The organism is Paraburkholderia phosphatilytica (assembly GCF_003443895.1).
Classification (GTDB): domain Bacteria; phylum Pseudomonadota; class Gammaproteobacteria; order Burkholderiales; family Burkholderiaceae; genus Paraburkholderia; species Paraburkholderia phosphatilytica.
This window is the reverse complement of sequence record NZ_QQOA01000003.1, coordinates 22807-45326: the sequence shown is the minus strand read 5'-3', so window position 1 is coordinate 45326 and position 22520 is coordinate 22807. Positions and strand designations below refer to the sequence as shown.

The window sequence follows — 22520 nt, the reverse complement described above, 5'->3', positions numbered from 1 at the left end:
TACGGTATCGAGAGGATGACTTTGCTAACCGGTATGGGTTCGAAACGTGTGATGTGGGCGGTGGCGTTTGCGGTGACGCTCGGCCTCGGCGCCGGTGCGATGAACGCAGACGCGCAGGAGGCGCGGATCGCGGCCGTGAATTCGGACCGTATCCTGCGGGAGTCGGTGCCGGCGAAGGCCGCGCAGACCAAGCTCGAAGCGGAGTTCGCGAAGCGCGACAAGGATCTGCAGGACATGGCGCAGAAGCTGAAGGTCATGTCGGATTCGCTCGACAAGAACGGCGCGTCGATGTCCCCGACCGATCGCGCGCAGAAGCAGCGCGACCTGTCGCAGCTCGACTCGGATTTCCAGCGCAAGCAGCGCGAATTCCGTGAAGACCTGAACCAGCGCCGCAACGAAGAACTCGCGGCGGTGCTCGACCGCGCGAACAAGGTGATCAAGCAGATCGCCGAGCAGCAGCATTACGACCTGATCGTGCAGGAAGCGGTGTACGTCAGCCCGCGCATCGACATCACCGATCAGGTGCTGAAGGCGCTGGCCTCGGGCGCACCGGCAAGCGGCGCGAGCGCGACCAGCAGCAACTGACCGGCATCCGCGGGAACCGTCCCGCGGACAACCGGCGGCGATGCGGGTTGGCTCGGCCGCAGCGGTTGTCGGCCGAAGTTGACGGCCGCGGTAGTTAGCAGAAGCTGTTAGCCGCAGTTGCCAGCGCAGCCACAAAGAAAAGCAGGGAGCATCACAGGTATGGCATTCAAGCTCGAGCAGATCGTCCAGCAGTTCGGCGGAGAGATCGTCGGCGACCCGACGCATACCGTCGGCAGTCTCGCGCCGCTCGATCAGGCTGGCCCGGACCAGCTGGCGTTCCTCGCGAACCCGAAGTACCTCTCGCAGGTCGAGACGACCCGCGCCGGCGCCGTGCTGATCAACGCGAACGATCTCGCGAAGGTCGCGGCGCGCGAAGGCCGCAACTTCATCGTCACGCCGAACCCGTACGCTTATTTCGCCCGCCTCGCGCAGGCGTATATCGACCTGAACGCGCCGAAGCTCGACGCGGGCATCCACCCGAGCGCAACGGTCGACCCGTCCGCCGAGGTGGCCGCGAGCGCGGTGATCGGCCCGAACGTGACGATCGAAGCGGACGCGGTGATCGGCGCCGGCGTGCGGCTCGACGCGAACGTGTTCATCGGCCGCAGCACCAGCATCGGCGAGGGCTCGCACCTGTATCCGAACGTCGCGGTCTATCATGGCTGCACGATCGGCGAACGCGCGATCGTTCATGCAGGCGCCGTGATCGGGTCGGACGGCTTCGGCTTCGCGCCGGACTTCACCGGCGAAGGCGACGAGCGCACCGGCACGTGGGTGAAGATTCCGCAGGTCGGCGGCGTGACGATCGGCCCCGATGTGGAAATCGGCGCGAATACCACGATCGACCGCGGCGCGATGGCCGATACGATCATCGAGGAGTCGGTGAAGATCGACAACCTCGTGCAGATCGGCCATAACTGCAAGGTCGGCGCGTACACGGTGATCGCGGGCTGCGCGGGCATCGCGGGCAGCACGACGATCGGCCGGCATTGCATGATCGGCGGCGCGGTCGGCATCGCCGGCCACGTGACGCTTGCCGACCACGTGATCGTCACCGCGAAGTCGGGCGTATCGAAGTCGCTGCTGAAGCCCGGCATGTACACGAGCGCATTCCCGGCCGTGGAGCACGCCGACTGGAACAAAAGCGCCGCGCTCTTGCGTAACATCGACAAGCTGCGCGACCGGATCAAGGCACTGGAAGCCGCGGCGAAAGACGCGGCAGGCAAGCCGTCAGCCTGAGCACGTCCGCCGGCACTAACATCCGCAGTCATCATCGCGCAGTCAACGCGTGAGCAGAAACACCATGAGCACCGAAAAAATCAACCTCGACATACACAAGATTCTCACGCTTCTGCCGCATCGCTATCCGATCCTGCTGGTTGATCGCGTGCTCGAACTCGAACCGCACAAGAGCATCAAAGCGCTGAAGAACGTGACGATCAACGAGCCGTACTTCCAGGGACATTTCCCGAAGCGGCCAGTGATGCCGGGCGTGCTGATTCTCGAAGCGCTCGCCCAGACGGCGGCGCTGCTGACGTTCGCGGAAGAACCGCACGATCCGGACACGACGCTGTACCTGTTCGTCGGCATCGATGGCGCGCGCTTCAAGCGTGTCGTCGAACCGGGCGACCAGCTGATTCTCAACGTCACGTTCGAGCGCCACATGCGCGGCATCTGGAAATTCAAGGCGCGCGCCGAGGTGGACGGTCAGGTCGCGGCGGAAGCCGACCTGATGTGCGCGGTGCGCAATACGGATACGGACGGCCAGTAAGTCCACGCGCGTCCGGCATGGACGGCAGGCAGGCCCCGCAACGCAACAGCTTCACAGGCGAGGGAGCATGAGCAGGATTCATCCCACCGCGATCATCGAACCGGGCGCGCAGCTCGACGAAAGCGTCGAAGTCGGCCCGTACGCGGTCGTCGGTGCGCACGTCACGATCGGCGCGCGTACGACGATCGGTTCGCATAGCGTGATCGAGGGGTACACGACACTCGGCGAAGACAACCGGATCGGCCACTATGCGTCGGTCGGCGGTCGTCCGCAGGACATGAAGTACCGCGACGAGCCCACGCGGCTCGAGATCGGCAATCGCAACACGATCCGCGAATTCACGACGATTCACACCGGCACGGTGCAGGACGCGGGCCTCACCACGCTCGGCGACGACAACTGGATCATGGCGTACGTGCACATCGGCCACGACTGCCGCGTGGGCAGCAACGTGATCCTGTCGAGCAACGCGCAGATGGCGGGCCACGTGATCATCGGCGACTACGCGATCGTCGGCGGCATGTCGGGCGTGCACCAGTTCGTGCGGATCGGCGCGCATTCGATGCTCGGCGGCGCGTCCGCGCTCGTGCAGGACATCCCGCCGTTCGTGATCGCCGCGGGCAACAAGGCGGAGCCGCACGGCATCAACGTCGAAGGCCTGCGCCGGCGCGGCTTTTCGGCCGACGCGATCTCGGCGCTGCGCAGCGCGTACCGGCTGCTGTACAAGAACGGCCTGTCGCTCGAAGACGCGAAGGTGCAGCTGCGCGAACTGGCGACGGCCGGCGGCGACGGCGACGAGCACGTGAAGGCGCTCGTCGACTTCGTCGAGGCGTCGCAACGCGGCATCATCCGCTAGGATGGCGCTGCAACCGAGTCCGCTGCGGCTCGCGATGGTCGCCGGAGAACCGTCCGGCGACCTGCTCGCGGCATCGCTGCTGGGCGGCCTGAAAAGCCGGCTGCCGGAATCGGCGCACATCTACGGCATCGGCGGGCCGCGCATGATCGCGGAGGGCTTCGACGCCCATTTCCCGATGGAAAAGCTGACGGTGCGCGGCTACGTCGAAGTGCTCCGTCACATTCCCGAGATCCTCGGCATCCGCAACGAACTGAAGCGCCAGCTGCTCGCGGAGCCGCCGGCGGCCTTCGTCGGCGTCGATGCGCCGGACTTCAACTTCGCGCTCGAGCACGCGCTGCGCGACGCGGGCATTCCGACCATCCATTTCGTCTGCCCGTCGATCTGGGCGTGGCGCGGCGGCCGCATCAAGAAGATCGCGAAGGCCGTCGATCACATGCTGTGCGTGTTTCCGTTCGAAACCGCGCTGCTGGAAAAATCGGGCGTCGCGGCGACGTACGTCGGTCATCCGCTTGCGGATGAAATTCCGCTCGTACCCGATACGGCGGGCGCGCGGCGCACGCTGGGCCTGCCTGAATCCGGTCCCGTGATTGCCGTGCTGCCGGGCAGCCGCAAGTCCGAAATCGGCCTGATCGGGCCGACCTTCTTCGCCGCGATGGACCTGATGCGGCAGCGCGAGCCCGGTGTGCGCTTCGTGATGCCGGCCGCGACGCCGGCGATCCGCGAACTGCTGCGGCCGCTCGTCGCGGCTCACCCGCTGCTCGATCTGACGCTGACCGACGGCCAGTCGCAGCTCGCGATGACCGCCGCGGACGCAATCCTCGTGAAGAGCGGCACCGTCACGCTCGAAGCCGCGCTGCTGAAGAAGCCGATGGTGATCTCGTACAAGGTGCCGTGGCTGACCGGCGAGATCATGCGCCGCCAGGGCTATCTGCCGTACGTGGGCCTGCCGAACATTCTGGCCGGTCGGTTCGTCGTGCCGGAGATCCTGCAGCACTTCGCGACGCCCGAGGCGCTCGCGGAAGCCACGCTGACGCAGTTGCGCGACGAGGCGAACCGGCGCACGCTGACAGAAATCTTCACCGAGATGCATCACGCGCTGAAGCAGAACACGGCACAACGGGCCGCGGAAGCGGTGGCCGGTGTGATCGAAGCGCGTGGGAAGCGGGTATGAGCACGCCGTCGCGCACGTCCAAAGGCAAGGCGGTCGCCGGCTCCGCGCCGGCGGAGAAGCCGACCGCGCGCAAGCCGATGACAAAGATCGCCGCGAAGAACGCGGCGCGGCGCCGTGCGCTCACGCAATCGGGCTTCGACTTCAACGCACCGGATGAAGTGATCTGCGGCGTCGACGAAGCCGGTCGCGGGCCGCTGGCCGGGCCGGTGGTCGCGGCGGCGGTGATCCTCGACCCCGAGCGGCCGATTCGCGGCCTCGACGACTCGAAGGTGCTGCCGGCGGCGAAGCGCGAGGCGCTCTACGAGAAGATCGTCGAGCGCTCGCTCGCGTGGTGCGTCGCGTCCGCGTCGGTCGACGAGATCGACACGCTCAACATCCTGCACGCCACCATGCTCGCGATGCGGCGCGCGGTGGAAGGGCTGTCGGTGACGCCCACGCTCGCGCGCATCGACGGCAACCGCTGCCCGGTGCTGTCGATCCGCAGTGAGGCGGTGATCGGCGGCGACGCGCTGGTGAAGTCGATCTCGGCGGCGTCGATCATTGCGAAGGTGACGCGCGACCGGATGCTGGTCGATCTGCACCGGACGTTCCCGATGTACGGCTTCGATGCGCACGCGGGCTACGGCACGCCGCAGCATCTCGAAGCGTTGCGCGTGCATGGGCCGTGCGAGCATCACCGGCGTTCTTTCGCGCCGGTGCGCGAAGCGCATCTGCTGTTCGGCACGGTGGTCAACGTACCGGTCGCCCATATCGTCGGGCCCGGCGCCGATGCGCTCGCGCTCGACGACGACCCGTTCGCGGCATTTCCCGATGAAGTGTCGCCGGATACGAACGGCGATCATCCGGCCGCCGGGTCCTGATCTTGCCGATACGACTGTGCGCGACCGCAATGTCTCGCGCAGCGTGCGGCCTTCGAATTCCATCCATTCCCACTGCGTGCGCTGCCTGTGAAAGCCATCACGTCGCGTGACAATCCGCTCTACAAACGCCTGAAGGCGCTCGCCGGCTCGACGCATCAGCAGCGCAGGAGCGGCCATGCGCTGCTCGAAGGCCTGCACCTCGCCGCCGGGTATCTCGACACGGCAGGGCAGCCCGAAACCTGCGTCGTCACCGAGGGCGCGCTGCGCCACGCCGAAACGCAGGCGATCGTCGCGCGGATCGAGCCGTCGCGCGTCGTCACGCTGCCCGATGCGCTGTTCGGGCAACTATCGAACGTGGTCAACGGCGTGGGTGTGCTGCTGCTGGTGGAAAAGCTCGCGAAAGCGTTACCCGAACGGGTGCGCGAGACCTGCATCGTGCTGGACGGCGTGCAGGACGCAGGCAACGTCGGCTCGATCCTGCGCAGCGCGGCGGCCGCGGGCGTCGCGCATGTGTTCTGCGCGCCGGGCACGGCGTACGCGTGGTCGTCGAAGGTGCTGCGCTCGGCGATGGGCGCGCATTTCCTGCTGCAGATTCATGAGGACATCGATGCGACCGAGCTGATCCAGCGCCTCGACATTCCGGCGGCGATCACCGATTCGCATGGCGCGAAGGCGATCTACGATGCCGATCTGTCCGGACCGCTGGCGTGGATTTTCGGCAATGAGGGCGCCGGGGTGTCGCAGGCCTGGCGTGATGCCGCGACCCAGCGCGTGACGATTCCGCAGCCAGGCGGGATGGAGTCGCTGAATGTCGCGGCCGCAGCGGCCGTGTGCCTGTTCGAGCAGTGCCGTCAGCAGCGCGGCAGCCGCTGAATCTGCCGCGCTTGTAGCCTTCCGCGACAGAAGGAAGGCCCTCGAATCAATACCCCGGCCGATCCAGCTTGATTTCCTGCAGGATCGTGGTCGCGATCTCTTCGATCGACTTGTGCGTCGACGACAGCCATTTGATCCCTTCGCGCCGCATCATCGCTTCCGCTTCGTTGATCTCGTAGCGGCAGTTTTCGAGCGCCGCGTATTTGCTGCCCGGGCGCCGCTCGTTGCGGATCTCCGCGAGCCGCTGCGGATCGATGGATAGCCCGAACATCTTCGCGCGGTGCTCGAGGAGCGGCGTGGGCAGCTTGCCGCGCTCGAAATCTTCCGGAATCAGCGGATAGTTGGCTGCTTTCACGCCGTACTGCATCGCGAGGTAGAGGCTCGTCGGCGTCTTGCCGCTGCGCGATACGCCGACGAGGATCACGTCGGCTTCCGCGAGATTGCGGTTCGACTGGCCGTCGTCGTGCGCGAGCGAGAAGTTGATCGCCTCGATGCGGTTCTTGTACTCCTCGGTGTCCGCGTTCTGGTGACCGCGGCCCATCGCATGGCTCGACTTCAGTTCGAGTTCCTGCTCGAGCGGCTCGACGAAGGTCTGGAACATGTCCAGCACGAGCGCGTCGGAGTCCTTCACGATCTGGTTCGAGCCGCTGTTCACGAGCGTCGTGAACACGATCGGCCGGCGGCCGTCCTGGCGCCCGGCCTCGTTGATCTTTTCGAGCGTCGCGTAGGCTTTTTCGGTCGAGTCGACGAACGGCACGCGCACGAGGCGGAATTTCTGGTCGAACTGGGAGAGGATCGAATGCGCGAAGGTCTCGGCAGTGATCCCGGTCCCGTCGGACACGATGAAGACGGTAGGCGGCATCGGATGGGGCCTGCAAAAAGTCGAAGCAGAAGGTAAAGCGTCACGCGCGTCGCGATGGGCGGGGCTGGCGCCCGTGGGCGACGCATCTGGCTGCATGAGATCAAAGGCGGTCAGGCACGGGAAATGCGTTCTATGCCCGGTCCCGCCGCAAAGAGCGTTGCGGCCGCGCTTCAGACAGTGCTCCGCGGCGCACGAAAAACCGGCGGGATGGCCGCCCCGCGCGCCTCGGCGCGCATTTCTCGTCCGACTGACCCATTCGGCAAGTCGGCACGGTAGAATAGCGGCAACCTGTTGGATAAGCAATTGCAGGCGAATCGCAGCGATCCGACGTTCAACGTCGTGCTATTCGCTGGGTTATCTCCCGATAACCGGTTCGTTTTTCGCGTTTCTGTCTCTAATTTTGCGAATCGGTGCGCTTCTGGGCGCTGCCCGCTGGAGACCGAAAGCCCGGCGCTGCCGGGTACGCCGCGGCGATTGCTTCTCCAACAGGTTGTGCAAGGCGCGCCCGCTTTCCAATGAAGCGGGCCCGCGTGAGCCCACTTGCGCAATCGTGCATTTTTTCCACTTAGGGGCTTGTATGACTAACGCAGTAAACGTCGCAAAGGATCAGGCGTATGTAGTTCCCTTCGAGCAGTTGCGGATGACCGACGTCGAGATCGTCGGCGGCAAGAACGCGTCGCTCGGCGAGATGATCAGTCAGCTCGCCCAGGCCGGTGTGCGCGTGCCGACGGGCTTCGCGACCACGGCGCTCGCGTTCCGCGACTTCCTCCATCACAACAACCTCACCGAACGCATCGCCGCGCGTCTCGAAACGCTCAACGTCGACGACGTGAAGGCGCTCGCCGAAGCTGGCAAGGAAATCCGCCAGTGGATCGTCGACGCGCCGCTGCAGCCCCGCCTCGAACAGGAAATCCGCGAGGGCTTCGTCACGCTCACGGAAAGCTCGCCTGAAGAACTGTCGTTCGCGGTCCGCTCGTCGGCCACGGCCGAAGACCTGCCGGACGCTTCGTTCGCCGGTCAGCAGGAGAGCTACCTGAACGTGGTCGGCATCGAAGACGTGCTCGACCGCATGAAGCACGTGTTCGCGTCGCTGTACAACGACCGCGCGATCTCGTACCGCGTCCACAAGGGCTTCACGCATGCCGAAGTCGCGCTGTCGGCGGGCGTGCAGCGCATGGTGCGCTCGGACGTCGGCGCGGCGGGCGTGATGTTCACGCTCGATACGGAGTCCGGCTTCAAGGATGCCGTGTTCATCACGTCGAGCTATGGCCTCGGCGAAACCGTCGTGCAGGGCGCGGTGAATCCGGACGAGTTCTACGTCTTCAAGACCACGCTCGCGCAGAACAAATACCCGATCATCCGCCGCTCGATCGGCTCGAAGCTGATCAAGATGGAATTCACGAAGCCGGGCGAGCCGGGCCGCGTGAAGACGGTGGACGTCGCCCACGAGCAGCGCAACCGCTTCTCGATCACGGATGAAGACGTGATCGAGCTCGCGAAATACGCGGTGATCATCGAGCAGCACTACCAGCGCCCGATGGACATCGAGTGGGGCAAGGACGGCCGCGACGGCAAGATCTTCATTCTCCAGGCCCGTCCGGAGACGGTGAAGAGCCAGGCCGCGGGCAAGGTCGAGCAGCGCTTCAAGCTGAAGGGCCAGTCGCAGGTGATCGCAACGGGCCGCGCGATCGGCCAGAAGATCGGCGCGGGCCCGGTGCGCGTGATTCACGATCCGTCGGAAATGGAGCGTGTGCAGCCGGGCGACGTGCTCGTCGCGGACATGACCGATCCGAACTGGGAGCCGGTGATGAAGCGCGCGTCGGCGATCGTCACGAACCGTGGCGGCCGGACCTGCCACGCGGCGATCATCGCGCGTGAGCTCGGCGTGCCGGCGGTGGTCGGCTGCGGCGACGCAACGGACGTGCTGAAGGACGGCGCGCTCGTCACCGTGTCGTGCGCGGAAGGCGACGAAGGCAAGATCTACGACGGTCTGCTCGAAACCGAAGTCACCGAAGTGCAGCGCGGCGAGCTGCCGGAGATTCCGGTCAAGATCATGATGAACGTCGGCAATCCGCAGCTCGCGTTCGACTTCTCGCAGCTGCCGAACTACGGAGTGGGTCTGGCGCGGCTGGAATTCATCATCAACAACAACATCGGCGTGCACCCGAAGGCGATCCTCGAGTACCCGAACGTCGATCCGGACCTGAAGAAGGCCGTCGAGAGCGTCGCGCGCGGCCATGCGTCGCCGCGTGCGTTTTACGTCGACAAGCTGACGGAAGGCATCGCGACGATCGGCGCGGCGTTCTTCCCGAAGCCCGTGATCGTGCGTCTGTCGGACTTCAAGTCGAACGAGTACAAGAAGCTGATCGGCGGTTCGCGCTACGAGCCGGACGAAGAGAACCCGATGCTCGGCTTCCGCGGTGCGTCGCGCTACGTGGCCGACGATTTCGCGCAGGCGTTCGAGATGGAATGTCTCGCGCTGAAGCGCGTGCGTGAAGAGATGGGCCTGACCAACGTCGAGATCATGGTGCCGTTCGTGCGGACGCTGAAGCAGGCGGAGCGCGTGATCGGCCTGCTCGAGAAGTTCGGGCTGAAGCGCGGCGTGAACGACCTGCGCGTGATCATGATGTGCGAAGTGCCGTCGAACGCGATTCTCGCCGAAGAGTTCCTTCAGTACTTCGACGGCTTCTCGATCGGCTCGAACGACCTCACGCAGCTCACGCTCGGCCTCGACCGCGACTCGGGCATGGAACTGCTCGCGGTGGATTTCGACGAGCGCGATCCGGCCGTCAAGTTCATGCTCAAGCGCGCGATCGAAACGTGCCTGCGGCTGAACAAGTACGTCGGCATCTGCGGCCAGGGTCCGTCGGATCATCCGGATTTCGCGCAATGGCTGACCGACGAAGGCATCGCGTCGATCTCGCTGAACCCGGACACGATCATCGAAACATGGCAGGCGCTCGCGAAGTCGAAGGCTTAATGGCCGGGACCACCGGGAGCCGCCCAACGGATCAGGGAAGGCGAACTTGTTTCGCCATCCTTGACGCCTGAACCGCGATGCCCGGTTGCCGCATTCATTGTCCTGCGTTTCCCCCAACGCCCCGGCATTGTCCGGGGCGTTGTCTTATGCGCGGCAAATGACCTGCGAAACGGCGGCGCAGCGGCGCGAACCGGCACCGCTACGTGCGTCGCACATACTGTGCAGCGCGGCACTGACACTGCGCTACAACGCCGGCGCTTCGTGCTATAAATCGGGCGACCGCCCGCCGTGAGGGCGCGATGGAGAGAATCGTGAGTGCTGCCGGATGGTTCTGGTGGGTTGGCGCGGGGGCGCTCGTGGTGCTCGAGCTGCTCGTCGGCACGTTCTACATGCTGATGGTCGCGCTGGGTTGCATCGCGGGCGCGATCGCGCGGCTCGCGGGCGCGCCGTTCGGCGTGCAGCTGCTGGTGGCCGCGGTCGTCGCGGTGGCGGCGGTGCTCGTGCTGCGGCGCTCACGCATCGGCCGCCGGCCGCCGCGGCTCGAGGCACAGCAGAATCCCGACGTGAATCTCGACATCGGTGCGGAGCTCGCCGTCGAAAGCTGGCACGACCGCCGCGCGCGGGCGAGCTATCGCGGCGCGCAATGGGACGTCGAACTCGCGCCCGGCGAGCCGGAAGACGCACGCTGGTACAAGGTCACCGCGCTGCGCGGCAGTTGCCTGATCGTCAGCGCGAGCCGGCAACCGGCGCACGCGTGAAAAAAGACCAATAACGGCCAGCCAGGCCATTCGGATGGAGTGCAGATGGAATCGACAATTGCCGCCGCCATCGTTTTCCTGATCGTCGTCATGGTGATCGCGCAGACGGTCAAGATCGTGCCGCAGCAGCACGCATGGGTGCTCGAGCGGCTCGGCCGGTATCACGCCACGCTGACGCCGGGCCTGACGCTCGTGCTGCCGTTCATCGATCGCGTCGCGTACCGGCACGTGCTGAAGGAAATTCCGCTCGACGTGCCGAGCCAGGTTTGCATCACGCGCGACAACACGCAGCTGCAGGTGGACGGCGTGCTGTACTTTCAGGTCACCGATCCGATGAAGGCGTCGTACGGGTCGAGCAACTTCGTGTTCGCGATCACGCAGCTGTCGCAGACCACGCTGCGCTCGGTGATCGGCAAGCTCGAACTCGACAAGACCTTCGAGGAGCGCGACTTCATCAACCACAGCGTGGTGTCCGCGCTGGATGAAGCCGCATCGAACTGGGGCGTCAAGGTGCTGCGCTACGAGATCAAGGACCTGACGCCGCCGAAGGAAATCCTGCACGCGATGCAGGCGCAGATCACCGCCGAGCGCGAGAAGCGCGCGCTGATCGCGGCGTCCGAAGGCCGCAAGCAGGAGCAGATCAATCTCGCGGCCGGCGCGCGCGAAGCGGCCATCCAGAAATCGGAAGGCGAGCGGCAGGCCGCGATCAATCAGGCGCAGGGGCAGGCGTCGGCGATTCTCGCGGTGGCCGAGGCGAACGCACAGGCCATCCAGAAGATCGCGGCGTCGATCCAGTCGCAGGGCGGCATGGATGCGGTGAACCTGAAGGTGGCCGAGCAGTACGTGACGGCGTTCGGCAATCTCGCGAAGCAGGGCAATACGCTGATCGTGCCGGGCAATTTCGCGGAGATGAGCTCGATGATCGCGTCGGCGCTGACCATCGTGAACCGTACGCGGAGCGAGGAACTGCGCTCGTAGCGCCTTCCTGGCGCCACAACGCGGCGGATCGCCGCACGCACGCTGCTGCAACGCTGAAAAAGGCAAGGCCCGCATTCGATGCGGGCCTTGCCGTTTGCGGGAAGTGGAAAGCGGGATGCAGGAAGCGCCCGAAACCGCGCGTTCACGTCGGCGTACGCATCAGCCGCGCCTTTTCGCGCTGCCAGTCGCGCTGCTTTTCCGTTTCGCGCTTGTCGTGCTGCTTCTTGCCCTTCGCGAGGCCGATCTCGCACTTCACGCGGCCGCCCTTGTAGTGGAAGTTGAGCGGCACGAGCGTGTAGCCGCGCTGCTCGACCTTGCCGATCAGCTTGTCGATCTCTTCGCTGTGCAACAGCAGCTTGCGGGTGCGGACGGGGTCCGGCTTGATATGGGTGGAGGCCTCGGGCAGCGGGCTGATATGCGTGCCGATCAGGAACAGCTCGCCGCTCTTGATCACGACGTACCCTTCCTTGATCTGGCCGCGCCCCGCGCGCAGCGCCTTGACCTCCCATCCTTCGAGCACGAGCCCCGCTTCGTAGCGGTCTTCGATGAAGTAATCGAAGAATGCCTTCCTGTTGTCGATGATGCTCATGAATGGAAAGTGGCCAACTCGTTTAAAATCACAATTCTAGCAAAGCGCACCGCGGCGGCAACGCCGCCGCCAGTCCATCCTCGCTGCAAGTCCGCTATTTATGGCAGATGTCCAGAAAACCGTCCTGATACGCCATTCGGCGGAACAGATGTTCGACCTCGTCACCGACGTGGCCGACTACCCGAACTTCCTGCCGTGGTGCGGCGGCGTCGAGATCCGCCGTCAGGACGAGACCGGCATGGAAGCGCGGATCGACATCAACTTCAAGGGCATCAAGCAGCACTTCGCGACGCACAACACGCAGGAGCGTCCCACCCGCATCGACATGAATTTCGCCGATGGCCCGTTCCGGAAGTTCACCGGCTACTGGCGGTTCACGCCGCTGCGCGCCGACGCCTGCAAGATCGAGTTCGCGCTGCACTACGAATTCGCGAACGTGCTGCTCGAAAAAATCATTGGGCCAGTGTTCAGTCACATCGCGAATACCTTCGTCGAATCGTTCGTGAAGCGCGCCGACCAGCGCTACGGCAAGCCATGAGCCGCGAGCTTTTCGTCGAAGTCTGCTACGCGCTGCCGGACCGTCAGACGCGCATCGAACTGCGCCTGCCCGAAGGTGCGACGCTGCAGCAGGCGCTCGACGCGAGCGCGATCCAGCAGCAGCACCCGGAACTCGACCTCGCGCACGCGAAGGTCGGCGTGTTCGGCAAACTGAAGCCGCGCGATACGGTGCTCGCCGATCACGATCGCGTCGAAATCTACCGGCCGCTGATCGTCGATCCGAAGGCCGCGCGGCAGCGACGCGTCGACAAGAGCCGCAAGGCCGGGTCGGTGGAAGGGCGCAAGTGGCTGCCGAAGGACTCGCGCTGACGCTGCGGGTTCGGGCCCGGCTCCACGGATCGAACGCTTGAACAATCTGGGGCCGTCCGCGCGCGAATCAACTCAATGCGCAACTCAGTGCGCTTGCGGCTGGGCCTTGTCTTCGACGGATTCTTCAGAAGCATCTCTTGCAACCGCATCGGGCGTTTCCGACGTAGCCGCGCCGCGCCGTTCCCCCGCATGCAGCCGCACCGACCAGCTCACGCCGATCACCAGCAGCGCGACGGCGGCGAGTTCGAGCGGCCGCGGCAGCCGCGCATCGTAGATGAAGCCGTAGAAGAGCGCGAACAGCGTCTCGAAGACGATCAGCTGACCTGACAGCGTCAGCGGCAGGCGCTTCTGCGCCGCGTTCCACAACGTGTTGCCGAGCCACGACGGGCCGATCGCGAGAAACAGGTTCAACAGCCAGAAGGTCGTCCAGCGCGACGCCGGAATTGCGGCGGCGGCATCGAGCTGATCCGTGCCGCCCGCGTGCAGCGCCGCCATCCCCGCCTGCCACCCGAGCAGCACGACCCACAGCAGCGCGCCGAGCCCGCCCGTGACAACGCCCCACAGCATCGACCATTCGCTGCCCGAGAAATGCGTGTGCCGGCGCAGATAGCGGCTGTTCTCGACGGCGAACCAGGTCCAGCTGGCGAGCGCGCCGACGGCGCTGGCCAGCCCGCCGAGCTGTAGCGCGAGGCTCGCGCCGTGCGTGCCGCCGGAGAACACGTCGACGTTGATGCAGACGATGCCCGCCATCACCAGCGAAAGCGGCACGACGAGCCGCGCGACGGGCACCGCGCCGTGGTCGCCGCGGCCGGCGAGCGTCACGCTGACCGGCAGCACGCCGATGATCAGCGAAGCCGGCGCGACGCCGATCGTGTGAACCGCGTCCGTCACGAGGATGTAGTAGAGCAGGTTGCCGACGAGCGCGAGCCGGACGAGCTCGGCGAGGTCGCGGCGCGTGAGACGCGCGAGCAGCGAGCGCGCGGACGGCAGCGCGAGCACGACGGACACGACGCCGTACATCATGTAGCGGCCGGCCGCGATCTGCACGGGAGAAAACTCCGGGAGCGTGCGCGGGACGAGGAAAATCGCGCCCCAGATCGCGCCCGCGAGGACGCCGTAGAACACACCGCGCTGCATCGACACTGCTCCGACAAAAAGGAAAACCCGATGCGGCGAAGTGTAGAAGGTGCCGCGGCCGCGGTCTTGTTCGATCCTGCACTGCCCGCGAAACGTGCAATCCGGGCAAACGAAAACCGTCCGAACACGACCTGAAAGGCAGAGCGAAATTTCCGCGCGGGCACGACGGCGCCGAAGCGGGAAAAACGACACGAAACCGGCTAACTCGCTGTTCGCGCAGCAAAAACCGCTCCGGTTTCGCGTATAATTCGCTTTTGCGCCTATAGGATTTGCCATGCGTCTGATCCAGAAAGCACTCACGTTCGATGACGTGCTCCTCGTCCCGGCCTTCTCCGACGTTCTGCCGCGCGACACCAGCCTGAAAACCCGGCTGACCCGCAAGATTTCCCTGAACATGCCGCTCGTGTCCGCCGCAATGGATACGGTCACCGAAGCGCGTCTCGCGATCGCGATGGCGCAGCTGGGCGGCGTCGGTATCGTCCACAAGAATCTGACGCCGGCCGAGCAGGCGCGTGAAGTCGCGAAGGTGAAGCGCTTCGAATCGGGCGTGGTGCGCGATCCGATCACGGTGCCGCCGCAAATGAAGGTGCGTGACGTGATCGCGCTGTCGCAACAGCATGGCATTTCCGGCTTTCCGGTCGTCGAAGGCGCGCAGCTGATCGGTATCGTCACGAACCGCGATCTGCGCTTCGAAAGCCGGCTCGACGAGCCGGTGCGCAACATCATGACGCCGCGCGAGCGGCTCGTTACCGTCAAGGAAGGCACGCCGCTCGCCGATGCGAAGGCGCTGATGCACAGCCACCGCCTCGAGCGCGTGCTGGTAGTCAACGACGCATTCGAGCTGCGCGGCCTGATGACGGTGAAGGACATCACGAAGCAGACCGAACACCCGGACGCGTGCAAGGACGAGCACGGCAAGCTGCGCGTGGGCGCCGCGGTCGGCGTCGGCGCGGATAACGAAGAGCGCGTGTCGCTGCTGGTGCAGGCGGGCGTCGACGTGATCGTCGTCGATACCGCGCACGGTCACAGCAAGGGTGTGCTGGAACGTGTTCGCTGGGTCAAGAAGACCTACCCGCACGTGGAAGTGATCGGCGGCAACATCGCCACGGCGGATGCTGCGCGCGCGCTCGTCGAGTACGGCGCGGACGCGGTCAAGGTCGGCATCGGCCCCGGCTCGATCTGCACGACGCGGATCGTCGCGGGCGTCGGCGTGCCGCAGATCAGCGCGATCGCGAACGTCGCGGAAGCGCTGAAGGGCACGGGCGTGCCGGCCATCGCGGACGGCGGCGTGCGCTTCTCGGGCGACGTGTCGAAGGCCCTCGCGGCCGGCGCGAACGCAGTGATGATGGGCAGCATGTTCGCGGGCACCGAAGAAGCGCCGGGCGACGTATTCCTGTATCAGGGCCGCCAGTACAAGTCGTACCGCGGCATGGGCTCGGTCGGCGCGATGAAGGACGGCGCCGCGGACCGCTACTTCCAGGACAACTCCGCGAACATCGACAAGCTCGTGCCGGAAGGCATCGAAGGCCGCGTCGCGTATAAGGGTTCGGTCAGCGCGATCCTGTTCCAGCTGATCGGCGGCGTGCGCGCGAGCATGGGCTACTGCGGCTGCCGCACGATCGAAGAAATGCACGACAAGGCCGAGTTCGTGCAGATCACCGCGGCCGGCATGCGCGAGTCGCATGTGCATGACGTGCAGATCACGAAGGAAGCGCCCAACTACCACGTGGACTAAACACCGATGAAAACGTTGCTGCGCGCGGTACTCGTCGTCGATGCATTGCTGGTTCTCGGGTTCGGCGTGCTGTTCCTGCTGACGCCCTGGACGTCGCTGTACAACGCGCTGCAGCTGGTGCCGACGGATCCATCGATGGTCGGTCAGGCATTCGGTGTAGTGCTGCTCGGCATGGCGTGGCTTGCGTTGCGCGCATCGGTGCACGGCGCGATGACGACGCCGGTCGCGCGTACCGTCGGGCACGTGAACTGGGTGGTCGGCGTGCTGATGCTGGTGTGGCTGCTCGCGCTGCGCAAGCCGGCGCTGACGGGCTTTGGCCAGCTTGTATCGGTGCTGGCGGGCGCGGTGCTGCTGATCATCGGCTTCGGTGGCGTGCGGCTGGCCGGTGCGGTACGCCGGCGCGAACGGGTACTTGCCGCGGAAGCGCTGGTGGCCGAACGCAACGCGAAAGCGGAAGTGAAGGCCGACCGTCGTGCTGCTGCGCGAGACACGGCTGCAGTGGATGCGACGAACGCACCAAGATCCGCGGCCCCGCTCACGGCGGCGAGCTATGTGCCGGTCGAGCCGGTGATGTCGCCTCGCAGTAACGTACCCCCGGACATCCCTACGACCCCGCCGATGAGAACCGCGCCGCTCATGCCCGGTGTGCCGCTCACGCCGGAAGAGGAGGCGGCGCGCGAAGCAGCGCGGCGCGAAGCGCGCGACTCGGTCGCGAATCCGCGGCCTCCGTTTCATGGTTGACGCACGCAACACACCGAACCCTACGAATACAGACGAAGTCCGCCCGCGCGCATCGAACGCGCTTCGACAGCATCGAACGCATCGAACGCTTCAGCAACCGGACGCATCGCGGCCGCAGTACTGCCTTGCGGCAACCGCCTCGCCGCCACATCACGAACACAGACACGCCATTCGCCGCGCAGCACACGCGGCTTTCCAGTTTCCCGTATCACTCCCTATCCGCTCAATCCCTCTCTATCGGCCGCTGCCATGCACGACAAGATCCTGATCCTCGACTTCGGCTCGCAAGTCACTCAACTGATCGCCCGACGCGTCCGCGAGGCGAACGTGTACTCGGAGATCCATCCGTATGACGTCGATGACGCGTTCGTCCGCGAGTTCGCGCCGAAGGGCGTGATCCTGTCCGGCGGTCCGAACTCGGTCACCGACGCCGACACGCCGCGCGCGCCGCAGGCGGTGTTCGAGCTCGGCGTGCCGGTGCTCGGCATTTGCTACGGTATGCAGACGATGGCGGAGCAGCTGGGCGGCAAGGTCGATGCCGGTCACCTGCGCGAATTCGGTTACGCCGAGGTGCGCGCGCGCAACCATACGAGCTTCCTCGAAGGCATCGAAGATTTCCGTACCGCTGAAGGCCACGGCATGCTGAAGGTGTGGATGAGCCACGGCGACAAGGTGCTCGAGATGCCTGAAGGCTTCAAGCTGATGGCGTCGACGGAATCGTGTCCGATCGCGGCGATGGCCGACGAGGCGCGCCACTTCTACGGCCTGCAATGGCACCCGGAAGTCACGCACACGGTGAAGGGCCGCGAGATGCTCGAACGCTTCGTGCTGTCGATCTGCGGCGCGAAGGCCGACTGGGAGATGGGCCACTATATCGACGAAGCCGTCGAGAAGATCCGCGCGCAGGTCGGTGACGAGCACGTGATTCTCGGTCTGTCGGGCGGCGTGGATTCGTCGGTGGCGGCGGCGCTGCTGCATCGCGCGATCGGCGATCAGCTCACCTGCGTGTTCGTCGATCACGGCCTGCTGCGTCTGAACGAAGCGGAGCAGGTGATGTCGATGTTCGCGGACAACCTCGGCGTGAAGGTGATTCACGTCGACGCGAGCGAAGCGTTCATGTCGAAGCTCAAGGGCGTGACCGATCCGGAAGCGAAGCGCAAGATCATCGGCGCGGAGTTCGTCGAGGTGTTCCAGACGGAAGCCGGCAAGCTGAAGGACGCGAAGTGGCTCGCACAGGGCACCATCTACCCGGACGTGATCGAGTCGGCAGGCAAGGGCAAGAAGGCCGCGCACACGATCAAGAGCCACCACAATGTTGGCGGCTTGCCGGAGACGCTGAACCTGAAGCTGCTCGAGCCGCTGCGCGAGCTGTTCAAGGACGAGGTGCGCGAACTGGGCGTGAAGCTCGGTCTGCCGCACGACATGGTGTATCGCCATCCGTTCCCGGGCCCGGGTCTCGGCGTGCGGATTCTCGGCGAAGTGAAGCGCGAGTTCGCGGACCTGCTGCGTCGCGCGGACGCGATTTTCATCGAGACGCTGCGCAACACCGTCGACAAGGAAACCGGCAAGAGCTGGTACGAGCTGACGAGCCAGGCGTTCGCGGTGTTTCTGCCGGTGAAGAGCGTCGGCGTGATGGGCGACGGCCGGACCTACGAATACGTGGTCGCGCTGCGCGCAGTGCAGACGCTTGATTTCATGACCGCGCACTGGGCGCACCTGCCGCATGAACTGCTCGGGCATGTGTCGAACCGGATCATCAATGAAGTGCGTGGGATCAATCGGGTGGTGTATGACATTTCGGGGAAGCCGCCGGCGACGATTGAGTGGGAGTGAGGGTGATTTATAGGTTATTGATTTTGTGGTAAAAAATAATATTCGTTAAATATAATCCCACATCATCAATGGTATTTCTTATGGCACGCGGAGGGCGTGCCATGGAAAAAACGCCGATACCATGTTTGGGCGCACAATTCCAACATGGTATCGAGTAATTTAATCGGCCCGTGTTGGGTTGCGATGTTAGAGAATGGAACGATAGGTTGCTAAGGCTTTGATCGTTTGAACCAATCCTTGCCGAAATAAGATTTCCAGATAGCGATCGACGTCAATAGGTGGGTTCTTGAGTTGTGCACGCTGGCGCTGCGCTGCGGCTACCACCGCTGCTGCATCAAGATCGAAGAGATTCTCCACAAACTCGTCGGGATGTTGAGACTCCACTCCGTAGAAAGCGAGGATGTCCGCTGGGAAATCCCGCTGATTGAACGTTACGATCACGCTGGCACCACAGCGGATGGCCGCAGCCAGAACATGGCGGTCGTCGGGGTCGGGCAGAGTCAGTCCCGCGGTGAGATCTTCATACCCATCCACCAAGCCATCGGGGATTGCGCGATCCATCAGGTCTGAAGTGCGATCCACCTGCGCGCGTGTCAGATCGGGCCTGTTGAGCAGTAGATTGCGTTTCCACTCCTCATGAATATCGCGACTCCAGCGGGCACGGAACCGTCCCGACAGTCCTAGCCACATCAGAAAGTCGCGCAACGGCGCAGGATAGAGAACACAGGCATCAAAGATGGCAGTGAATGGGGAATGCCTCATTCGTACCCCATGTCTGATTCCTGAGCCTGGCGGGCGAGTTCGGCCATGGCCTCTTCGCTAGCATGGTCGCGTGCATCCTTGTACTGCATCAGATCCGCGAACCTCACCCGACGATGCTTTCCCGTCCGATGAAACGGCAGTACACCATCCTCCAATAGCTTGACCAGGTGAGGGCGGGAGACGTTGAGGATGTCCGCGGCCTCTTGGGTTGTCAGTTCTGCATGGACAGGTACGACTTTCACTGCATTGCCGTCGGCCAACTCGGCCAGGATATCGACGAGCAGACGCAACGCAGAGGTGGGCAACTCTACTTGGTGGGCTTGGTTCCGGTCATCGAAGATCTGGATGCGTTGCGTTTCGAGGCGCGTTGCCAGGTAGGCCGCCAAGGCGCGTTGACCCTGCATGGCTGCTTGAACTTCCCGTTCGGCGGGCAGCGTCATCTTGGTTTGTGCGGCAGTGGTCATGGCGAATTCCTCGGTTGTGAAGCAATCTCAGAGTGAAATGTATTCGAAATAATCGAAAAACGCAATAAACGAAAGGGGGCTGGGCGAGGAGCCGCTTGAGGTCGAGCTATGTCGATCGTATGAGGCCGGCAGAAGTAATTGTCGCCGGACAAACGGTCTCGTTCGAATATGACGAGACCTGGTTGGCCGACGCCGAGCGCTTTTCGATCGAGCCGGCGCTGGCGTTGACGCGCGGTGTTTTCCCGCCGCCGCCAGATCAATCCGTCTTTGGTTCGATCGGCGATTCGGCGCCCGATGCCTGGGGGCACCGCCTCATGCAGCGCGCGGAGCGTCGACAGGCCGAATGGGAAAGACGGAGCGTGCGTACGCTCGGTGAACCGGATTATCTGTTGGGCGTAGCGGATGAAACGCGTCTGGGTGCACTGCGATTCCGCTGGAGCGGAGAAGACGAATTTCAGGCGCCCGTGCCCGTCGGCGTCCCCGCGCTCATCGAATTGGGGCGGCTGCTGCAAATCACCGAGCGGATCCTGCGGGACGAGGAAACTGATGAGGATCTGCAACTGATCTTCGCGCCGGCGTCGTCACTCGGTGGCGCACGTCCCAAGGTCTCGGTCATCGACCGGCACGGCTATTTGTCGATTGCCAAATTCCCGAAGGAGACCGACGAATACAGAACCATAGTATCTAGGAGGAAATCGCACTGCGATTGGCTGAACGCGCCGGCATATCCACCCCGCATCACGATCTGCTCCAGGTAGCAGGCCAGCCTGTGCTGCTGTCGCGTCGCTTCGATCGTGCTGGGAGCATTCGCATCCCCTTTCTCTCGGCTATGTCGATGACGGGATCGAGGGACGGCCAATGCGGCAGTTATCCCGAACTGGTTGACGCACTGACTTGCGCTGCATTGCGGTTGCGACCTGTATCGAGGATCGCGTTCGAAAGAGCACGCTGGTGTCAGCGACGGTATTCACGCCGCTCGACCGAGCGGAACCGCCGTTGGGCTGGCCCAGGTGAAAACCGGACGTGGCAAGGCGGCTTGCAGATGTCCTGTCGGAAATTTCACACCCTTGCTGCGCAAGGGTATGGAAGACGGAAGCCGCTGAGGATGTGAGACGACAGGTTTCCTCCTGCTCCAAGCATGCAGAAGTGGGCGCGCAATGGGCGTATCGTTACAGCCGTCAAGTTAACATGAGCGCGCGGCCGGATCATGCCAAATGATACGAGCCGGCCCGGGACCAGAGCCTTGCCACTCGACTACTCAACCCTCGACACCCTTCGCACGCGCCATCCAGCATGGCGGCTATTGCGTTCCGACCACGCCCCGCTGGTGGCGAGCTTCCTGCATCGCGTTTTCGTGGTTCCGAACGTGCGCGTGATGTCCGCCGCTGACCTCTCCGAAGTGCTCGAAGACGAACTGTACACACTGCGCGATTGCCTGGACGCGGACGCCTATCCTAAACGCGCGCTCGACTACCTCAACGACTGGGCCAGCCCGGAAAAGGGCTGGTTGCGCAAGTTTTACCGCCAGGGCTCGGACGAAGCCCACTTCGACCTTACGCCAGCTACGGAAAAAGCGATCGTATGGCTGGATGCGCTAACGGAACGCAGCTTCGTCGGCACGGAATCACGCCTGCTGACGTTGTTCGAGTTGTTGCGGCAGATGAGCGAAGGCAGCGAATCCGATCCGCAAAAGCGCATAGCCGAATTACATAGGCGTCGAGACGAGATCGATGCCGAGATCGCGCGGGTGAATTCCGGGGACCTTCCACTGTTGGACGACACGGCCCTCAAAGATCGCTTCCAGCAATTCATGCAGCTGGCGCGCGACCTGCTGACCGACTTTCGCGAAGTGGAGCAGAACTTCCGCATGCTCGACCGTCGGGTGCGCGAGCGCATTGCGCTGTGGGAGGGTTCGAAGGGCGCGCTACTGGAGGAGATCATGGGCGAGCGCGATGCGATCGGTAACTCGGACGAGGGCAAAAGCTTCCGCGCATTCTGGGATTTCCTGATGTCCAGCACTCGCCAGGAAGAGCTCACCGAACGGCTCGCGCGAGTGCTTGCATTGCCCGTGGTGGCCAACCTCAAGCCCGACGTTCGGACCGGCCGCGTGCATTACGACTGGCTGGAAGCGGGCGAACACACGCAGCGCACGGTCGCACAGTTGTCGCAGCAACTGCGCCGGTTCCTCGATGACCAGGCGTGGCTGGAGAACCGCCGCATCATGGACATCCTGCGCGGCATCGAAGCCAGGGCGCTGGCTGTACGCGACACGCCGCCGGTCGGCGAGATAATGAATCTTGGCGAGTTGTCATCCGACGTCGAGCTTCCGATGGAACGTCCGCTGCACACGCCCGTGCAGAAGCCGGTTATCACGGATATTGCGCTGGAAACGGGCGACGTCGATCTGGACGCTGCGGCACTGTATTTGCAAGTGGTGGTTGACCGTGCGCAGCTCGCGGGTCATATCCGCCAGGCCTTGCAGGATCGGTCGCAAGTGACGTTGCGCGAGCTGATCGAATCACACCCGCTGCAGCAGGGTCTTGCGGAGCTGGTCGCGTATCTGCAACTGGGCAGCGACGCGTTCAAGACGGTCGTGGACGAAGATGCGCACGAAGTCATCGTGTGGCAAACAACCCGTCGCGGCGAGACGCCGAAGACACGATGCGCACGGCTGCCACGCGTGATCTTTGTGAGGTGA

The 22520-nt window shown here is 64.3% G+C and carries 23 protein-coding genes; 18 read left to right on the top strand and 5 right to left on the bottom strand.

The genetic code is table 11. The annotated features are described in order from the left end of the window. The first annotated feature begins 15 nt into the window (after positions 1–15). From DVS29_RS03790 to DVS29_RS03760, 7 genes are all read left to right on the top strand, one after another. The gene (locus DVS29_RS03790; protein WP_240655449.1) at positions 16–585 is read left to right on the top strand and encodes an OmpH/Skp family outer membrane protein; all 570 of its coding nucleotides are present in this window, start codon (positions 16–18) and stop codon (positions 583–585) included. Between the two features lie 159 nt (positions 586–744). Further along, positions 745–1824 (top strand): UDP-3-O-(3-hydroxymyristoyl)glucosamine N-acyltransferase, encoded by a 1080-nt coding sequence (gene lpxD, locus DVS29_RS03785; protein ID WP_118179116.1) that lies wholly within the window; start codon positions 745–747, stop codon positions 1822–1824. Positions 1825–1888: 64 nt separating this feature from the next. After that, complete coding sequence (fabZ, locus tag DVS29_RS03780; protein ID WP_118179115.1) at positions 1889–2356, top strand: 3-hydroxyacyl-ACP dehydratase FabZ; 468 nt, start codon at positions 1889–1891, stop codon at positions 2354–2356. Between the two features lie 67 nt (positions 2357–2423). Next, complete coding sequence (lpxA, locus tag DVS29_RS03775) at positions 2424–3212, top strand: acyl-ACP--UDP-N-acetylglucosamine O-acyltransferase (RefSeq protein WP_118179114.1); 789 nt, start codon at positions 2424–2426, stop codon at positions 3210–3212. 1 nt (position 3213) lies between these two features. Next, the gene (gene lpxB, locus DVS29_RS03770) at positions 3214–4383 is read left to right on the top strand and encodes a lipid-A-disaccharide synthase (protein ID WP_118179113.1); all 1170 of its coding nucleotides are present in this window, start codon (positions 3214–3216) and stop codon (positions 4381–4383) included. A 77-nt stretch (positions 4384–4460) separates the two neighbouring features. Then, a complete protein-coding gene (gene rnhB / locus DVS29_RS03765; RefSeq protein ID WP_118179363.1) occupies positions 4461–5243 on the top strand; it encodes a ribonuclease HII in 783 nt (260 codons plus the stop codon). Between the two features lie 87 nt (positions 5244–5330). After that, positions 5331–6116, top strand: coding sequence for a TrmH family RNA methyltransferase (locus tag DVS29_RS03760; RefSeq protein ID WP_118179112.1), 786 nt, complete (start codon positions 5331–5333; stop codon positions 6114–6116). Between the two features lie 46 nt (positions 6117–6162). Here the strand turns inward: DVS29_RS03760 and ppsR are convergent, their stop codons facing one another. Continuing rightward, positions 6163–6978: a posphoenolpyruvate synthetase regulatory kinase/phosphorylase PpsR gene (gene ppsR, locus DVS29_RS03755; protein ID WP_118179111.1), complete on the bottom strand. Its 816-nt coding sequence runs from the start codon at positions 6976–6978 to the stop codon at positions 6163–6165. 577 nt (positions 6979–7555) lie between these two features. Between ppsR and ppsA the strand changes: the two genes are divergently transcribed. The 3 genes from ppsA (at position 7556) to DVS29_RS03740 (ending at position 11694) form a co-directional block, all read left to right on the top strand. Continuing rightward, positions 7556–9958 carry a phosphoenolpyruvate synthase gene (gene ppsA, locus DVS29_RS03750; RefSeq protein ID WP_118179110.1) on the top strand — a complete coding sequence of 801 codons (2403 nt, stop codon included), beginning with the start codon at positions 7556–7558 and terminating at the stop codon, positions 9956–9958. 299 nt (positions 9959–10257) lie between these two features. Beyond that, entirely contained in the window at positions 10258–10716 is a 459-nt protein-coding gene (locus DVS29_RS03745) for an NfeD family protein (protein WP_420816066.1), read from the top strand. Positions 10717–10761: 45 nt separating this feature from the next. Continuing rightward, on the top strand, positions 10762–11694 hold the full coding sequence (locus DVS29_RS03740; RefSeq protein WP_118179108.1) for an SPFH domain-containing protein: 933 nt from the start codon (positions 10762–10764) through the stop codon (positions 11692–11694). A gap of 142 nt (positions 11695–11836) precedes the next feature. Here the strand turns inward: DVS29_RS03740 and smpB are convergent, their stop codons facing one another. Then, positions 11837–12283 carry an SsrA-binding protein SmpB gene (gene smpB, locus DVS29_RS03735; protein ID WP_118179107.1) on the bottom strand — a complete coding sequence of 149 codons (447 nt, stop codon included), beginning with the start codon at positions 12281–12283 and terminating at the stop codon, positions 11837–11839. Between the two features lie 100 nt (positions 12284–12383). On the opposite strand from smpB, the gene DVS29_RS03730 reads away from it, so the two are divergent. Further along, positions 12384–12821: a type II toxin-antitoxin system RatA family toxin gene (locus tag DVS29_RS03730; RefSeq protein WP_118179106.1), complete on the top strand. Its 438-nt coding sequence runs from the start codon at positions 12384–12386 to the stop codon at positions 12819–12821. Further along, entirely contained in the window at positions 12818–13150 is a 333-nt protein-coding gene (locus DVS29_RS03725; RefSeq protein ID WP_118179105.1) for an RnfH family protein, read from the top strand. The genes DVS29_RS03730 and DVS29_RS03725 overlap by 4 nt, the downstream gene beginning before the upstream one ends. A gap of 84 nt (positions 13151–13234) precedes the next feature. Here DVS29_RS03725 and DVS29_RS03720 read toward each other — a convergent pair whose 3' ends face one another. Then, on the bottom strand, positions 13235–14287 hold the full coding sequence (locus tag DVS29_RS03720) for a DMT family transporter (protein ID WP_118179104.1): 1053 nt from the start codon (positions 14285–14287) through the stop codon (positions 13235–13237). A 274-nt stretch (positions 14288–14561) separates the two neighbouring features. Here DVS29_RS03720 and guaB point away from each other — a divergent pair, with 274 nt between their 5' ends. From guaB to guaA, 3 genes are all read left to right on the top strand, one after another. Further along, the gene (guaB, locus tag DVS29_RS03715) at positions 14562–16022 is read left to right on the top strand and encodes an IMP dehydrogenase (RefSeq protein WP_118179103.1); all 1461 of its coding nucleotides are present in this window, start codon (positions 14562–14564) and stop codon (positions 16020–16022) included. A 6-nt stretch (positions 16023–16028) separates the two neighbouring features. Next, on the top strand, positions 16029–16763 hold the full coding sequence (locus DVS29_RS03710) for a hypothetical protein (protein WP_118179102.1): 735 nt from the start codon (positions 16029–16031) through the stop codon (positions 16761–16763). Positions 16764–17012: 249 nt separating this feature from the next. Beyond that, on the top strand, positions 17013–18596 hold the full coding sequence (gene guaA / locus DVS29_RS03705; RefSeq protein WP_118179101.1) for a glutamine-hydrolyzing GMP synthase: 1584 nt from the start codon (positions 17013–17015) through the stop codon (positions 18594–18596). Between the two features lie 186 nt (positions 18597–18782). On the opposite strand, the gene DVS29_RS03700 is transcribed toward guaA, so the two are convergent. Continuing rightward, complete coding sequence (locus tag DVS29_RS03700; RefSeq protein WP_118179100.1) at positions 18783–19358, bottom strand: PIN domain-containing protein; 576 nt, start codon at positions 19356–19358, stop codon at positions 18783–18785. Then, the gene (locus tag DVS29_RS03695; RefSeq protein WP_118179099.1) at positions 19355–19822 is read right to left on the bottom strand and encodes a helix-turn-helix domain-containing protein; all 468 of its coding nucleotides are present in this window, start codon (positions 19820–19822) and stop codon (positions 19355–19357) included. The genes DVS29_RS03700 and DVS29_RS03695 overlap by 4 nt, the downstream gene beginning before the upstream one ends. A gap of 182 nt (positions 19823–20004) precedes the next feature. Between DVS29_RS03695 and DVS29_RS03690 the strand changes: the two genes are divergently transcribed. The 3 genes from DVS29_RS03690 (at position 20005) to DVS29_RS03685 (ending at position 22520) form a co-directional block, all read left to right on the top strand. Next, positions 20005–20580 carry a hypothetical protein gene (locus tag DVS29_RS03690; protein WP_205962398.1) on the top strand — a complete coding sequence of 192 codons (576 nt, stop codon included), beginning with the start codon at positions 20005–20007 and terminating at the stop codon, positions 20578–20580. Next, positions 20529–20933: a HipA domain-containing protein gene (locus DVS29_RS38300; protein ID WP_205962397.1), complete on the top strand. Its 405-nt coding sequence runs from the start codon at positions 20529–20531 to the stop codon at positions 20931–20933. Before DVS29_RS03690 ends, DVS29_RS38300 begins: the two co-directional genes overlap by 52 nt. Before the next feature lie 132 nt (positions 20934–21065). Continuing rightward, positions 21066–22520, top strand: coding sequence for a DUF3375 domain-containing protein (locus tag DVS29_RS03685; RefSeq protein ID WP_118179098.1), 1455 nt, complete (start codon positions 21066–21068; stop codon positions 22518–22520).